The organism is Aeromonas sp. FDAARGOS 1415, assembly GCF_019048365.1.
Lineage (GTDB): Bacteria > Pseudomonadota > Gammaproteobacteria > Enterobacterales > Aeromonadaceae > Aeromonas > Aeromonas taiwanensis.
This window is the reverse complement of the sequence record NZ_CP077363.1, coordinates 3887749-3902356: the sequence shown is the minus strand read 5'-3', so window position 1 is coordinate 3902356 and position 14608 is coordinate 3887749. Positions and strand designations below refer to the sequence as shown.

The following is a 14608-nucleotide window of genomic DNA, read 5'->3' as shown; positions in this document are numbered from 1 at the left end:
TGAGGGTGCGGCCTTTTTTGTGCCCGCGATTTCCCTATTCGTAGATGAAAGTGCCAATAACAAGGAAGCAAGAGAACATGGCTGACATGATGAACGTACGGTTGTCCTCCCAGGCGGCCGCTCCCCACTGGGGCGAGGGTGCCCTGCTCAGTTTCAATGGCGACGAGGCCCATCTCCACCTTGGGGCCGGTAGCCAGGAGAAAGAGGCGCTGCGCACCATCCAGCGCGGGGCCAGACGCCTCGAGTCCAGCGGCATCAAGCGCGTCAGACTGGTGGGCGAGGGCTGGGATCTGGAGCGCCGTTACGCGTTTTCCCAGGGTTTCTACGCCGCCAAGGGTGTGCGCGAAATGGACTTCGGCGAGCAGAGCGACAAGGAAGCTGGCGAGCTGGCGGCCCTGCTCAAGGCGGCCCGCTGGGTGCGCGAGGTGACCAACGGCTGCCCGGAGGAGATCTATCCCATGAGCCTGGCGGAGTCCGCGCTGCTGCTGATCCGCAGCCTGGGCGGCGACAAGGTGAGCGCCCGCATCACCGCCGGTGAGGCGCTGCGTGAATCCGGGCACATCGGGATCTGGTCGGTGGGCCGCGGCAGCGAGCGCGAACCCGTGCTGCTCGAACTCGACTACAACCCGACCGGAGATGCCAACGCCCCCGTGCTGGCAGCCCTGGTGGGCAAGGGGATCACCTTCGATTCCGGCGGCTACTCCATGAAGTCCTCCGACAACATGCTGCCGATGAAGTCCGACATGGGCGGTGCTGCCATGGTGACCGGCGCCCTGGCACTGGCCATCAGCCGTGGCCTCAAGCAGCGGGTCAAACTCATCCTCTGCTGCGCCGAGAACCTGGTCTCCGGCCACGCCTTCAAGCTTGGCGACATCCTCACCTATCGCAATGGCATCACGGTGGAGATCCAGAACACCGATGCGGAAGGTCGTCTGGTGCTGGCAGACGGCCTGCTGGCCGCGAGCGAAAGCGGGGCCGCCTACATCCTCGATGCCGCTACCCTGACCGGCGCCGCCAAGACGGCGCTGGGTCGCGACTACAACGCCGTGTTCGCCCTCGATGAGTCCGAGCAGGTGCGTGCGCTGGCCGCCGCCAAGGCCGAAAACGAGCAGGCCTGGGCCCTGCCGCTGGAGCCCTGGCACGCGGGCCAGCTCACCTCCGCCTTTGCCGAGCTGGGGAACGTGGCCTCCGCCGAAGGCACCGCCGGTGCCACCACGGCGGCCGCCTTCCTGTCCCGTTTCGTGCGTGACGAAGGTAAAGGCTGGGTGCACCTGGATCTGGCCGCCTCCTATCAGAAGTCCGGCAACGATCTCTGGGCGACCGGCGCCAAGGGCCACGGTCTGAGAACCATAGCGCGCTGGTTGCAGGAGGTGGGCGCATGAACGTCTGGCTGAGCCGAGAGTTTGCGCCGGCCGAGTGGGGGGAGGGGGCACTGCTCTCCCATCGCGCCGATGGCATGGTGATCCACCTGGTGACCTCTACCCCCTTGCTGGACATCCAGCAGGCGGCGCGTCGCCTGTGTAGCCAGGGGATCCAGCAGGTGGTCCTGGCCGGTCACTGGGAACGGGAGCAGCAGTGGGCCTTCGCCCAGGGGCTGCAGACGCCCAAGGCGGAAGTGGCCCTGCAGTGGGCCACCTCGTCCGAGGAGGACAGGGAGGAGCTGGAGGCGCGCTGGCTCTGCGGGCGCTGGGTGCGGGAGATGACCAATGCCACGCCGGAGCAGCTGGGACCGCTAGAGCTGGCGGTGGAGGCGGCAGCCTTCCTCACCGAGCTGGCACCGGATCGTATCAGCCATCGCATCCTCAAGGGAGAGGCGCTGCAGCAGGCGGGTTGGGTCGGCCTCTATCAGGTCGGCCGTGGCAGCGATCGCGAGCCCGTGATGCTGGAGCTGGATTTCAACCCCAGCAAGGATCCCAAGGCGCCGGTGGCGGCCGCACTGGTGGGCAAGGGGATCACCTTCGACTCCGGCGGCTACTCCATGAAGACCTCCCAGGGCATGCTGACCATGAAGCACGACATGGGGGGCGCCGCCATCGTGACGGGCGCCCTGGCGCTGGCCATATTGCGCGGGTTAGACAAGCGGGTGAAGCTCATCCTCTGCTGCGCCGAGAACCTGGTCTCCGGTCATGCCTACAAGCTGGGCGACATCCTCACCTACAAGAACGGCACCACGGTGGAGATAGTCAACACCGATGCCGAGGGTCGCCTGGTGCTGGCCGATGGCCTGCAGCTGGCCGGCGAATCCGGTGCGCCCCTCATCATCGACGCGGCCACCCTGACGGGGGCGGCCGTGATGGCGCTGGGTGGGCGCTACAACGCCCTGTTCGGCCTCGACAAGGGGCTGGTGAGCCGCGCCATGGCGTACTCGGATGCGGAGCAGGAGCCGGCCTGGCCCCTGCCGCTGGAACCCTGGCATCGCCACCAGTGCCCGTCCCACTACGCCGACACCGCCAACAGCCGTCCGGTGCCGGGGGGTGGCCCGGGTGGTGCCTCCAACGCGGCGGGCTTCCTCTCCCGCTTCGTGCCCAACGAGGGGAGGGGGTGGTTGCACGTGGATCTGGCTGCCTGCTTCAACGAGAACGGTGACAGTCTCTGGGCGCCGGGGGCCAACACCCTGGGGATGCGTACCATAGCGCACGCCCTGCTGACGGAGACACGTTCGGCGATCTGATAACGCGAAAGGGCACCCCGGGGTGCCCTTTTCGACCGTGCTGCTTTGCTGAGCAATTGATAGGGTTTCAGGGCATTAGCAAGGCAATCGTGCGCAAGCGCACATTTTTTCTTACCCCCATGGCACAAGATGAGTCACCATGTTGTTTCAAGGAATCTTTTGTTTAACAAAAAGTTGATTTTTTGTGTGTTGTTTCGCGCTTTGTTTACGTATAATCGCCGCCGAAAAATGGATTCCTACAATAAACCTCTGTAGTTAAGGAAAGAACTCAATGGCTATCGAACGTACCTTCTCTATCGTCAAACCGGACGCGGTCAGCAAGAACCTGATTGGTGCCATTTATGCTCGCTTCGAGAGCGCCGGTCTGAAAGTGGTTGCTGCCAAGATGCTGCACCTGACCAGCGAACAGGCCGCCGGTTTCTACGCCGAGCACCAGGGCAAGCCGTTTTATGACGGTCTGGTCGGCTTCATGACCTCCGGTCCCGTCATGGTGCAAGTGCTGGAAGGGGAAGACGCCATCCGCCGTCACCGTGAAATCATGGGCGCCACCAACCCGAAAGAAGCCCTGGCCGGTACCCTGCGTTCCTGCTACGCCGAGAGCATCGATCGCAACGCCGTTCACGGCTCCGACGCCCCGGCCTCTGCCGCCCGCGAGATCGCCTACTTCTTCTCCGACGACGAGATCTGCCCGCGCGGCTGATGTTGTCTGGTGATGCCCAAGGGAGCCTCGGCTCCCTTTTGTTTTTTGGTCATTCGGTCAATATCCATTTATTCTCCAGGTGGAAAGCCGGACCCATTATTTGTACAATGCCGCCCCCTGACGTAGGTCAGCCGATAATTTATGAAGTGTGTGAGCTGAGGCCCTTGATGAGCGAAATGAAAACCAACCTGCTGGATCTCGATCGGGATGCCATGCGTGCCTTCTTCGTCGAATTGGGCGAGAAGCCGTTCCGGGCCGATCAGATAATGAAGTGGATCTATCACTTTGGTTGTGATGATTTCGATCAGATGAGCAACGTCAACAAGGCGCTGCGCGAGCGCCTCAAGGCCATCGCCGAGATCCGTGCCCCCGAAATCAGCCGCGAGCAGCGCTCCGCAGACGGCACCATCAAGTGGGCCCTGCAGGTGGGAGATCAGGAGGTCGAGACCGTCTACATCCCGGAAGCGGATCGCGCGACCCTGTGCGTCTCCTCCCAGGTGGGCTGCGCCCTGGCCTGTACCTTCTGCTCCACTGCCCAGCAAGGCTTCAACCGCAACCTGAAGGTCTCCGAGATCATCGGTCAGGTGTGGCGCGCCGCCAAGGTCGTCGGTGGCAAGCGTCCCATCACCAACGTGGTGATGATGGGCATGGGCGAGCCGCTGCTCAACCTCGCCAACGTGGTGCCGGCCATGAAGCTGATGATGGACGACTTCGGCTTCAGCATCTCCAAGCGTCGCGTCACCCTCTCCACCTCCGGCGTGGTACCTGCACTGGACATGCTGGGGGACCAGATCGACGTGGCCCTGGCCATCTCCCTGCACGCACCGAACGACCAGCTTCGCTCCGAGATCATGCCGATCAACGACAAGTACAACATCGAGTCCTTCCTTGCCGGGGTTCGCCGCTATCTGGCTAAATCCAACGCCAACGGCGGTCGGGTCACCGTGGAATATGTGCTGCTCGATCATATCAATGACGACATGCAGCATGCCCATGAGCTGGCCAAGGTCCTCAAGGAAACCCCTTGCAAGATCAACTTGATCCCGTTCAACCCCTTCCCGGGCAACCCGTTTGGCAAGCCGAGCAACAGCCGCATCGACCGCTTCTCCAAGGTGCTGATGGAATATGGTCTGACCGTCATCGTGCGCAAGACCCGCGGGGACGACATCGATGCCGCCTGTGGCCAGCTGGTGGGGGAGGTAATCGACCGTACCAAGCGCACCATGAAAAATCGGATGCAACAGGATGGGATTTCCGTCAAAATGGTTTAACTCCTAAGCCATTGTATAGACAGGAAATGGATATCCGTACATTGATCGTAGTGGCAGCGCTCAGTGCGCTGCCAGGCTGTGTGACAGAGACCACTTACGCTGGCCAGAATTCGACCCAGCGTGAAGTGGGTCCCGACCTCAAGGCCGCCGCCCAGACTCGCCTCGATCTGGGGATCCAATACCTGCGTCAGGGCAATGCCGAACAGGCGAAGTTCAACCTTGACCGGGCCCTCCAGTACGATCCCAATAATCCTCAGGTTTACATCGGTTTTGCCTACTTCTACCAGCAGGTGTCGGATTTCAAGGCGGCCGAGGTGAACTACAAGAAAGCGCTGGCCATGGATCCGTCCAATGCTGACGCGATGAACAACTATGGCGCCTTCCTCTGCAACCGCGGCCGCTTCGACGAGGCGGACAAGGCTTTCATGCAGGCGGTGAGTCAGCCCGATTACGTCAAGATCGCCGATACCTACGAGAATGCGGCGCTCTGCTCGATGCAAAATCACAGAAATGATAAGGCTGGCGAGTACTATCGTCTGGCCTTGGGGTATAATCCCCGCAATCCTAGGTTATTGCTGGACATGGCGGAGCTTTCCATGAAAGATGGCAAGCTGCCTGACGTCCAGTCTTACCTCGTGCGCTTTGCCGAAGTGGCAGAGGAAAACGAGGAGAGCCTCTGGCTCCGGCTGCGGCTGGCCCAGGCCATGGACAAACCGGCATTACTTCACCAATTCGGGACTGAGCTGGTAAGGCAATATCCCACTTCGCAACAAGCCAAGCGTTACTTAGCCAATGACTACTGAACAGCCACACGATTTCCAAGACGACTCCCAGGCAGCGGGCCCAGGCCAGCTGCTGCGCAATGCCCGTGAACAGCTCGGCTGGACGCGAGAACAGGTTGCGTCCCGCATTCACCTTCGTCTGACCCTGATCGCCGCCATCGAAGCGGATACCTACGACAAGCATACGTCCCATACCTTCATTCGCGGCTATCTGCGCGCCTATGCCAAGCTGGTCGGCATTCCCGAGGAGACCATCCTCGCCGCCTACGACAAGCTGGGGTTGACCCCCCCCGACAACATCGACATGCAGAGCTTCTCCCGCCGCTCCCGTCAGCAGGCCAATGACAGCCGCCTGAAGGTGATGACCTGGCTGGTGATCCTGGTGTTGATCGGTCTCTCCGTCGCCTGGTGGTGGCAGAGCACGGCGCGCCGCTCCGCCGGTGAGGAGGCTCTGGCCGCCACCGAGATAAGCAGCACCGAGAGTACCCCCAGCGCCGCCGTGCCGTCCGAGGTGGATGTCGACGTCGCCGCGCCCGTTCTGCCCGCGGTCTCCGAGGCCGTCTCGACCGCGCCTGTCGTGAGCGATGCCGCCGCGACCGTGCCGGCCGTGGTGGCCGAGCCGAGCGCCGCTGTATCGACCGATGCCTCTGCCGCCGTGGCGACCGAGTCACCTGCCCAGGATGAGACTGCCGAACCGGCCAAGGCGCCGCAGCTCAAGATGAGCTTCACCGCCGACTGCTGGCTGGATGTGAAGGATGCCAACGGCAAGACCCTGTTCAGCGGGCTGAAGAAGGCGAACGACGAGCTTGTGCTGGAAGGACCCGAGCCACTCAAATTCATCATTGGCGCGCCCATGGCGGTCAATCTCGAATACCAGGGCAAGTCCTTCGACATGAGCCGTTACAACAACGGCCGGACTGCCCGCTTCTCACTGCCGCAGGAGTAATCAGTCCGCCATGTCTGTTCACGAAAAGCCCGCACACGAATCTCCCATCATTCGTCGCAAATCCAGGCAGATCATGGTCGGTAATGTACCGGTTGGGGGCGATGCCCCCATCACGGTGCAGACCATGACCAACACCAAGACCACGGACGTGGCCGCCACCGTCGAGCAGATCCAGCGGATCGAGCGGGTGGGGGCAGACATCGTCCGGGTGTCGGTGCCCACCATGGAGGCGGCGGAAGCGTTCAAGCTCATCAAGCAGCAGACCCGCATCCCCATCGTCGCCGACATCCACTTCGACTACCGCATCGCCCTGAAAGTGGCCGAGTACGGTGCCGACTGCCTGCGCATCAACCCGGGCAACATCGGCAACGAAGAGCGGGTGCGCGCCGTGGTCGACTGCGCCCGCCACTACAACATCCCGATCCGCATCGGGGTGAATGGCGGCTCCCTGGAGCGGGACCTGCAGGAAAAATACGGGGAACCCACCCCGGAAGCCCTGCTGGAATCGGCCATGCGCCACGTGGACTACCTGGATCGCCTCAACTTCGACAACTTCAAGGTGAGCGTCAAGGCGTCCGACGTCTTCCTGGCGGTCGGCGCCTACCGCCTGCTGGCCAAACAGATCGATCAGCCGCTGCATCTGGGCATCACGGAGGCGGGCGGTTTTCGCGCCGGCGCAGTCAAGTCCGCCATCGGCCTCGGCATGCTGCTGAGCGAAGGGATCGGTGACACCCTGCGCATCTCCCTAGCCGCCGATCCGGTGGAAGAGGTGAAGGTGGGCTTCGATATCCTGAAATCCCTGCGCATCCGTTCCCGCGGCATCAACTTCATCGCCTGTCCCTCCTGCTCCCGCCAGGAGTTCGACGTCATCGGCACCGTCAATGCCCTGGAAGAGCGGCTGGAGGACATCATCACGCCGATGGATGTCTCCATCATTGGCTGCGTGGTGAACGGTCCGGGGGAGGCGCTGGTCTCCGATCTGGGCCTTGCGGGCGCCGCCAACAAGAGCGCCTTCTACGAAGGGGGCCAGCGGGTCGACCGGCTCGACAACAAGGATCTCGTGCCGACCCTGGAGCGACGCATCCGCGCCCGGGCCGCCATGCTGGATCCGGCCAACCAGATCCAGATAGACAAGGGTTGAACCCCTGAGGGTTCAACCAGAGCGGGGCCACCTGGGGTGGCCCCGGCTTTAGGTTATTGATTTTACATCCCGCATCCGGGCGCCCGATTTTACCTCGGGGTCGAAAATCCCTATAATGCGGCCAAATTTTACCTCTTTTTCTCGAGTATCAACGTGGCAAAACAGATCCAAGCGATTCGCGGTATGAATGATTGCCTGCCGGAGCAGAGCCCGGTATGGCAGAAAGTGGAACAGATCCTGCGCCAGGTCGTCGCCAGCTATGGCTACAGCGAAGTGCGCATGCCCATCGTCGAGCAGACCCATCTGTTCAAGCGCGCCATCGGTGAAGTGACCGACGTGGTCGAAAAAGAGATGTACACCTTTGAAGACCGCAACGGCGATAGCCTGAGCCTGCGTCCGGAAGGGACCGCCAGCTGCGTGCGGGCCGGCATCGAGCACGGTCTGCTTTACAACCAGGAACGCCGGATGTGGTACATGGGCCCCATGTTCCGCCACGAGCGTCCCCAGAAGGGTCGTTATCGCCAGTTCCACCAGTTTGGTGTCGAGCTGTTTGGCATCAACGGTCCGGACATCGACGCCGAGCTCATCATGCTGACCCATCGCCTGTGGCGCCTGTTCGGCATCCAGGATCACGTCACCCTGCAGCTCAACACCCTTGGTCAGAGTGCCGAGCGCGCCGCCTATCGCGATGCCCTGGTAGCCTATCTGGAGCAATACAAGAGCGAGCTGGACGAAGAGAGCCAGCGCCGCATGTACAGCAACCCGCTGCGGGTGCTGGATTCCAAGGACGAGAAGGTCCAGGCCATTCTGGTGGGCGCGCCGCGCCTGTTCGACCACCTGGGCGAAGAGAGCCTGGCCCACTTCGAGGGGCTCAAGCGCCTGCTCACCGCCGCCGGCATCCAGTTTGAAGTGAACGAGCGCCTGGTTCGCGGCCTCGACTACTACAACCTCACCGTGTTCGAGTGGGTCACCAACAGCCTAGGTGCCCAGGGCACCGTCTGTGCCGGTGGCCGCTACGACGGCCTGGTGGAGCAGCTTGGCGGCCAGCCGACCCCGGCCGTGGGCTTCGCCATGGGCATGGAGCGTCTGGTGCTGATGCTGGAGACCCTGGAGCTCAATGCCGACATCCGCCCGGCGGTGGATGTTTACCTCTGCATGGTGGGCGAGGGGACCGAGCAGGCCGGCTTTGCCTTGGCCGAGCGGCTGCGCGATGCGCTGCCTGACCTGCGCCTGATGAGCCACTGCGGCGGCGGCAACTTCAAGAAACAACTCAAGCGTGCCGACAAGAGCGGTGCGGCCATTGCCCTGATCCTCGGCGAGACCGAGGCGCAAAGCGGCGAGATCACCATCAAATATCTGCGTGGCCAGGCCGAGCAACAGACCGTCTCGGTCGATGCCGCCATCGCCCTGCTGGCAGCTAAAGGAGAGTAAGCTGTGGAAGTGTATACCACTGAAGAACAACAGGTTGAGGTCATCAAGAACTGGTGGAAAGAGAACGGCACCTCGGTCATCGCAGGGACGGTGATCGGTCTGGTCGGTCTCTTCGGCTGGCGTTATTACAACGAGATGCAGCAGGGCAACCAGGAAGCCGCCTCCCAGGCTTACAACGAGATGACTGCCCAGCTCGCCAAGGGTGACGACGCCGCCCTGGAACAGGCGAAGAGCTTCATCACCGCCCACAAGGGCGATGCCTATGCGGAACTGGCCGCCCTGCAACTGGCGGCGGCTGCCGTCAAGGCAGGCAAGCTGGATCTGGCGGCCGAGCAGCTGACCCAGGTGGCCAGCAGCGGGGACGACAGCATCAAGCCCATCGCCGGCCTGCGCCTGGCCCGTGTCCTGAACGATCAGGGCAAGGCCGATGAAGCGCTGGCCCAGCTTGGCAAGATCAGCAACGACGCCTTCAAGGCCCAGGTTGCCGAAGTACGCGGCGACATCCTGCACAAGCAGGGCAAGGCGGAAGAGGCGCGGGATGCTTACCAGGCGGCGGCGGATGCCGGCGGTCTGCAGTCGAGCAGCGAACTCAAGTTGAAGATGGACGATCTGGCGCTGCCAGCGGTGACTACGGGCGAGGCTCCGGATGCGTAATCTCTACAAGCGAGTGGTGCTGGGAGCGGCCGTCTCCCTGGCCCTGCAGGGGTGCTCCCTGTTCAGTTCCGACGAAGATCTCAACCCCATGGCCCCGTTGCCCACGGTGGAGTCTGCGTTCACCGCCGACACCGCCTGGTCCTCCTCGGTGGGCGATGGCATCGGCGACTTCTACTCCCAGCTCAAGCCGGTGGTGGAAGAGGATCACATCTATGCCGCGGCCCGGGACGGTGACGTGACCGCCTTCGATCGCGAGAGCGGCAAGGAGCTGTGGAGCGTGGATCTGGCTGATCTGCCAGTCAACGCCGACAAGCGCAGCGCCCGCCTCTCCGGCGGTCTGGTCTCCCGCTATGGCAAGCTGTTCCTGGGGTCCGAGAACGGGGTGGTCTACGCCCTGAACGAGGCAAACGGGGAAGTGCTGTGGCAGACGACTGTGCCCGGTGAAGTGGTGGCGAGCCCCGCCGTCGAGGATGGCCGTGTGGTGGTGCTGACTACCTCGGGTCGCCTGGTGGCGCTCGACACCGACGAGGGCAAGCTGCAGTGGAGCCTGTCCGAAGAGCAGCCCCCCCTGACCCTGCGCAGTGCCGGTGCCCCCATCATCACCAACGGCGCCGTACTCTACGGCCGTGCCGACGGCAAGGTGGGCATCGCCCTGCTCAGCAACGGCCAGCCGGTGCGCCAGTCCAAGGTGGCCGACCCGCGCGGTGCCACCGAACTGGATCGCATGGTGGACGTGGACGCCACTCCCCTCATCGCCGGTGATGAGCTCTATGCCATCGCCTACAATGGTCAGCTGATGGCCCGCAAGCTGATGAGCGGCGACGAGGTGTGGAAGCGCAAATACTCCGGCTACCGCGACATGGCGGTGACCGGCAATGCCATCGTATTGACCGACAGCCGCAGCCACCTGTTTGCGGTCGACCGTCGCAATGGCCTCGAGCTGTGGTCCAACACCCAGCTGGAAAACCGCACCGTGACTGCCCCCGTCATCCTGGGTGACTATGTGGTAGTCGGCGATGTGGAAGGTTACCTGTACTGGCTGGATCGGACCGACGGGTCCATCAAGGCCATGCAGCAGCTCGACAGCAGTGGTCTGTATGCCGCGCCCCTGGTGGACGGCGACACCCTGTATGTGCAGAGCCGGGGCGGCAAGCTGTACGCCATCAAGCGTCCCTGATCGCCCGAAATTGGAATATCCGGCTCCTGGTCTTCGGACCCGGAGCCTTTGTCGTCTTGAGAATGAGGCTTTTATGACTCCTGTAGTAGCCCTGGTGGGCCGCCCCAACGTGGGGAAATCCACCCTGTTCAACCGCCTGACCCGTACCCGGGATGCCCTGGTTGCCGACTTCCCCGGCCTGACCCGGGACCGCAAATACGGCCAGGCGAAGCTGGGCGAGCTGGAATTTATCGTGGTCGATACCGGCGGTATCGATGGCACCGAGGAGGGGATCGAGCTGAAGATGGCCGAGCAGTCCCTGCTGGCCATCGAAGAGGCGGACGTGGTGCTCTTCATGGTGGATGCGCGGGCCGGCTTGACCGCCGCGGATCAGGCCATCGCCGAGCACCTGCGCAAGACCCACAAGAAGGTGTTTCTTGTGGCCAACAAGACCGACGGCATCGACGGTGATTCCGCGGTCTCCGAGTTCTACGGCCTGGCCCTGGGCGAGGTCTACCAGATGGCGGCGGCCCACGGCCGTGGCGTACTGAGCCTGCTGGAGCTGGCTCTGGCTCCCCACCTGGAAGAGCTGGTCGGTGCGGCCACTGGCGAAGAGGTGCAGGAAGAAGAGGAGGACTTCGACGAAGAGGCCCTGCTGCGCCTGGTAGCCAGCGGCGAGCTGGATACCCGTGAGGACACCAAGGAGACCCCGTTCGCCGATCTGCCCATCAAGTTTGCCATCGTCGGTCGCCCCAACGTCGGCAAGTCCACCCTGACCAACCGCATGCTGGGTGAAGATCGCGTCATCGTCTATGACATGCCGGGCACCACCCGTGACTCCGTCTACATCCCGATGGAGCGCGATGAACAGAAATACGTGGTCATCGACACCGCCGGCGTGCGTCGTCGCGGCAAGGTGCACGAGACGGTGGAGAAGTTCTCCGTCATCAAGACCCTGAAGGCCATCGAGGACGCCAACGTCTGCCTGCTGGTGATCGATGCCCGCGAGACCATCACGGATCAGGACTTGAGCATCCTCGGCTTCGTGCTCAACAGCGGCCGCTCCGTGGTGCTGGTGGTGAACAAGTGGGACGGCCTGGATCAGAAGGTGAAAGAGGACGTCAAGAACGAGCTGGACCGTCGTCTGGGCTTCATCGACTTCGCCCGCGTTCACTTCATCTCAGCCCTGCACGGCAGCGGTGTCGGCCACCTGTTCGAGTCCATCAACGAGGCCTACGAGTCCGCCACCCGTCGTACCAGCACCGCCATGCTGACCCGCATCATGCAGATGGCCCAGGAAGATCACCAGCCGCCCATGGTGAACGGTCGCCGGGTCAAGCTGAAGTATGCCCACGCCGGTGGCTACAACCCGCCGCGCATCGTGATCCACGGCAACCAGCTGAACGATCTGCCGGATTCGTACAAGCGCTATCTCATCAACTACTTCCGCAAGTCGTTGAAGATCATGGGTACCCCGATCCGGGTCGAGTTCCAGGAGTCGGTCAACCCGTTCGAGGGCAGGAAGAACACCCTGACCCTGAGCCAGGAGCGCCAGCGCAAGCGTCTGCTCAAGGCCAAGACGAAGAAATAAGGCCAGGCGGCTGCCCTCACCGGCAGCCGTTTTTATTGGAGTCGATGGAGGAGGGGAATGCGTGGTGGGCCCACCCAGCGCACATTCACTTTGAGAGGAGTCGAGTATGAGTGCACCCTTGTGTCCGGCCTGTCAGGTCGAACTGGACAGCCGTGGCGACGAGACGCGCTGCAGCCAGTGCCAGACCCGCTATCGCATCCGGGCCCTGTGCCCGACCTGCGGGCAGGGGCTGGAGCGGCTTAGGGCCTGTGGCGCGGTGGATTACTTCTGCAATCACTGCAACACCCTGGTCTCCAAGCGCACCGTGCAGTTCGAGGCGGTGGCGGCGCCGGAGTGAGGCAATAAAAAACCCGGCGGATGCCGGGTTTATACTGTGTGCTCCGCTATCAGCAGCGTGAAGGAGCGGTTTCTGTGCCATATCTTGCGCTTGGTGTCGGCCAGCTTGAGCTTGCGTCTCGGGCTCCAGGCACATTTGGTCTTTCGGGCCAACATGGCTCTTCTGCGTGCTCGCATCTTGTTCTCCTCCCTGGTCTCCTCGGCCGAAGGGCGGCTGGGCAGGTAGTGCAACGTGATGAATACATTGCAATAAGCCAGACTCGCGTCCCTCGGATCTGGTTGGATGTTAACAGAGAATCTGCTGGGAAAACACACCCCCAGGGCTAGGGGGTGATGATCTGCTTGACCACCTCGGCGATGATGGCGGGACGCTCCATCGGGGCGGCCGGTTCGCTGCTGTCGTCCTCATCCAGCTCCTCGCGGCGGTGGGCCTTCTGCTGTTCGTTGTCGAGCCAGAGCAGACTCTGGTAGTACTGGCGCACGTTGTTGACATAGTTGCGCGCCTCGCCGCCACGGGCATAGCCGTAGCGCACCTTGCGATGCCAGCGTGCCTGTTGCAGCAGGGGCAGCACCTCCTTGACGTCGCTCCAGGCATCCGGATTCTTGCCAAGCTGCTTGGTCAGGCGTCGCGCATCCATCATGTGGCCGTAGCCGATGTTGTAGGCGGTGAGGGCGAACCACACCTTCTCGTCCGCCGGCACCGAGTCCGGCACCTTATCCATCATCTCCTCCAGATAGCGGGCACCGCCCTTGATGCTCTCCTCCGGATGGGTCCGGTCGCTGATCCCCATCGCCTTGGCGGTGGGCTCGGTCAGCATCATCATGCCGCGCACCCCGGTGTAGGAGCGGGCCTGGGGGTCCCAGTGGGACTCCTGATAGCTGATGGCGGCCAGCAGCCGCCAGTCTATCTCTCGGGCGTGGGTCTGGAACATCGCCTGGTACTTGGGCAGCAGGCTCTTGGCACGCTTGAGGAAGGTGCGGGTGTCGACGAAATCGAAGTTCTGCACGTGGCCGAAGTACTTCTCGTCCAGCTTGGCGATGGCGCCATCCATGAAGCGCTGGCCGAAGAAGTCGATGATGCTGGCGTAGAGGCTGTCATCGGGCACCTTGGTCATGGCCCAGGCCACGGTCTGCTTGCTGGCCAGGGTCAGCCCCTCGGTGAGCTCGGGATAGTAGCGTTGGGTACGGGCCAAGATGGTGTCCTGCACCACGGTGTAGTCCACCTCGCCGTCGGCCACCTGCTTGAGCAGCTCCTCCACGTCCGCGTCCCGGTTGGTGCGCCAGTTGAGGTTGGGGTACTGCTTGGCCAGCTCCCTCATCAGATCCTCGCCGGTGGAGCCCGCCGGCACCACGATGCTGCCCTTGATGTCCCCCAGCCCTTTGGGCCTGGGAGAACCGTTGCGGTAGACCAGCTTGGGAGAGACCTGGTAGAAGCCGGGGCCGAAGCGAAACAGCTTGCGCCGCTCCGGGGTCACGACGATGGCGGCGGCGGCGAGATCCAGCTTGCCCTTTTGTAGCTGTTCGACCAGCTCGGCGGTGCTGTAGGCCGGCACTATGGTCAGCTTGACCCCCAGCCAGTCGGCGTAGAGCTGCGCCAGTTCATAGTCGAAGCCCTGGGCGACGTCATCACGCTGGTAGTAGGAGGTGGGGCCATAGAGGGTGCCGACCCGGATCTCGCCCCGTTGGCGGATCTGTTCCAGCTGGCTGGAGGGGGTATGGAAGTCGCAACCGGCCAGGGCCAGCGTCAACATCATCCCGATAAACAGTCGAAAAATGCAGCGCAAGTAGGTGAGTACCCTTGTTGAAAAAATCGGCATTTGTCAAAAGAGAGGCCCCTTTATACCAGAGAGTCCGGAGGGAGTCACATCGTGGGAGATGAGAAAAACGTTTGTTCGTGCTGGGGCTGATCCCTATAATACGCGCGTCTCA

At 62.7% G+C, this 14608-nt stretch carries 13 protein-coding genes; 12 read left to right on the top strand and 1 reads right to left on the bottom strand.

The window, feature by feature from the left end:
- Positions 1-77: 77 nt before the first annotated feature.
- The 12 genes from pepB (I6L45_RS18145) (at position 78) to I6L45_RS18090 (ending at position 12680) form a co-directional block, all read left to right on the top strand.
- On the top strand, positions 78-1382 hold the full coding sequence (gene pepB, locus I6L45_RS18145; RefSeq protein WP_216982852.1) for an aminopeptidase PepB: 1305 nt from the start codon (positions 78-80) through the stop codon (positions 1380-1382).
- Complete coding sequence (gene pepB / locus I6L45_RS18140) at positions 1379-2671, top strand: aminopeptidase PepB (RefSeq protein WP_216982851.1); 1293 nt, start codon at positions 1379-1381, stop codon at positions 2669-2671. Before pepB (I6L45_RS18145) ends, pepB (I6L45_RS18140) begins: the two co-directional genes overlap by 4 nt.
- 271 nt (positions 2672-2942) lie before the next feature.
- Positions 2943-3371 carry a nucleoside-diphosphate kinase gene (gene ndk, locus I6L45_RS18135; protein WP_043759893.1) on the top strand — a complete coding sequence of 143 codons (429 nt, stop codon included), beginning with the start codon at positions 2943-2945 and terminating at the stop codon, positions 3369-3371.
- A 167-nt stretch (positions 3372-3538) separates the two neighbouring features.
- On the top strand, positions 3539-4642 hold the full coding sequence (locus I6L45_RS18130) for a bifunctional tRNA (adenosine(37)-C2)-methyltransferase TrmG/ribosomal RNA large subunit methyltransferase RlmN (protein WP_043808070.1): 1104 nt from the start codon (positions 3539-3541) through the stop codon (positions 4640-4642).
- Positions 4643-4653: 11 nt separating this feature from the next.
- Positions 4654-5445 carry a PilW family type IVa pilus biogenesis/stability lipoprotein TapF gene (tapF, locus tag I6L45_RS18125; RefSeq protein ID WP_081843715.1) on the top strand — a complete coding sequence of 264 codons (792 nt, stop codon included), beginning with the start codon at positions 4654-4656 and terminating at the stop codon, positions 5443-5445.
- A complete protein-coding gene (rodZ, locus tag I6L45_RS18120) occupies positions 5435-6370 on the top strand; it encodes a cytoskeleton protein RodZ (protein WP_216982850.1) in 936 nt (311 codons plus the stop codon). Before tapF ends, rodZ begins: the two co-directional genes overlap by 11 nt.
- Positions 6371-6380: 10 nt before the next feature.
- On the top strand, positions 6381-7511 hold the full coding sequence (ispG, locus tag I6L45_RS18115) for a flavodoxin-dependent (E)-4-hydroxy-3-methylbut-2-enyl-diphosphate synthase (protein ID WP_043759924.1): 1131 nt from the start codon (positions 6381-6383) through the stop codon (positions 7509-7511).
- Positions 7512-7664: 153 nt separating this feature from the next.
- Positions 7665-8942, top strand: a complete 1278-nt coding sequence (gene hisS / locus I6L45_RS18110; RefSeq protein ID WP_210549976.1) for a histidine--tRNA ligase — start codon at positions 7665-7667, stop codon at positions 8940-8942.
- A gap of 3 nt (positions 8943-8945) precedes the next feature.
- Complete coding sequence (locus I6L45_RS18105) at positions 8946-9596, top strand: tetratricopeptide repeat protein (RefSeq protein WP_043759927.1); 651 nt, start codon at positions 8946-8948, stop codon at positions 9594-9596.
- Complete coding sequence (bamB, locus tag I6L45_RS18100) at positions 9589-10773, top strand: outer membrane protein assembly factor BamB (protein WP_134695014.1); 1185 nt, start codon at positions 9589-9591, stop codon at positions 10771-10773. The genes I6L45_RS18105 and bamB overlap by 8 nt, the downstream gene beginning before the upstream one ends.
- A 73-nt stretch (positions 10774-10846) precedes the next feature.
- Positions 10847-12343, top strand: coding sequence for a ribosome biogenesis GTPase Der (gene der, locus I6L45_RS18095; protein ID WP_216982849.1), 1497 nt, complete (start codon positions 10847-10849; stop codon positions 12341-12343).
- Between the two features lie 106 nt (positions 12344-12449).
- Entirely contained in the window at positions 12450-12680 is a 231-nt protein-coding gene (locus I6L45_RS18090) for a zinc ribbon domain-containing protein (RefSeq protein ID WP_210549978.1), read from the top strand.
- A gap of 322 nt (positions 12681-13002) precedes the next feature.
- Here the strand turns inward: I6L45_RS18090 and mltF are convergent, their stop codons facing one another.
- Entirely contained in the window at positions 13003-14496 is a 1494-nt protein-coding gene (gene mltF / locus I6L45_RS18085) for a membrane-bound lytic murein transglycosylase MltF (protein ID WP_216982848.1), read from the bottom strand.
- Between the last annotated feature and the right edge of the window lie 112 nt (positions 14497-14608).

Bases quoted from the DNA above. Each gene is read 5' to 3' on its own strand.
- pepB (WP_216982852.1), top strand. From the start codon at position 78: ATGGCTGACATGATGAACGTACGGTTGTCCTCCCAGGCGGCCGCTCCC.
- I6L45_RS18130 (WP_043808070.1), top strand. From the start codon at position 3,539: ATGAGCGAAATGAAAACCAACCTGCTGGATCTCGATCGGGATGCCATG.
- ispG (WP_043759924.1), top strand. From the start codon at position 6,381: ATGTCTGTTCACGAAAAGCCCGCACACGAATCTCCCATCATTCGTCGC.
- rodZ (WP_216982850.1), top strand. From the start codon at position 5,435: ATGACTACTGAACAGCCACACGATTTCCAAGACGACTCCCAGGCAGCG.
- ndk (WP_043759893.1), top strand. From the start codon at position 2,943: ATGGCTATCGAACGTACCTTCTCTATCGTCAAACCGGACGCGGTCAGC.
- mltF (WP_216982848.1), bottom strand. From the start codon at position 14,496: ATGCCGATTTTTTCAACAAGGGTACTCACCTACTTGCGCTGCATTTTT.
- der (WP_216982849.1), top strand. From the start codon at position 10,847: ATGACTCCTGTAGTAGCCCTGGTGGGCCGCCCCAACGTGGGGAAATCC.
- bamB (WP_134695014.1), top strand. From the start codon at position 9,589: ATGCGTAATCTCTACAAGCGAGTGGTGCTGGGAGCGGCCGTCTCCCTG.
- pepB (WP_216982851.1), top strand. From the start codon at position 1,379: ATGAACGTCTGGCTGAGCCGAGAGTTTGCGCCGGCCGAGTGGGGGGAG.
- I6L45_RS18090 (WP_210549978.1), top strand. From the start codon at position 12,450: ATGAGTGCACCCTTGTGTCCGGCCTGTCAGGTCGAACTGGACAGCCGT.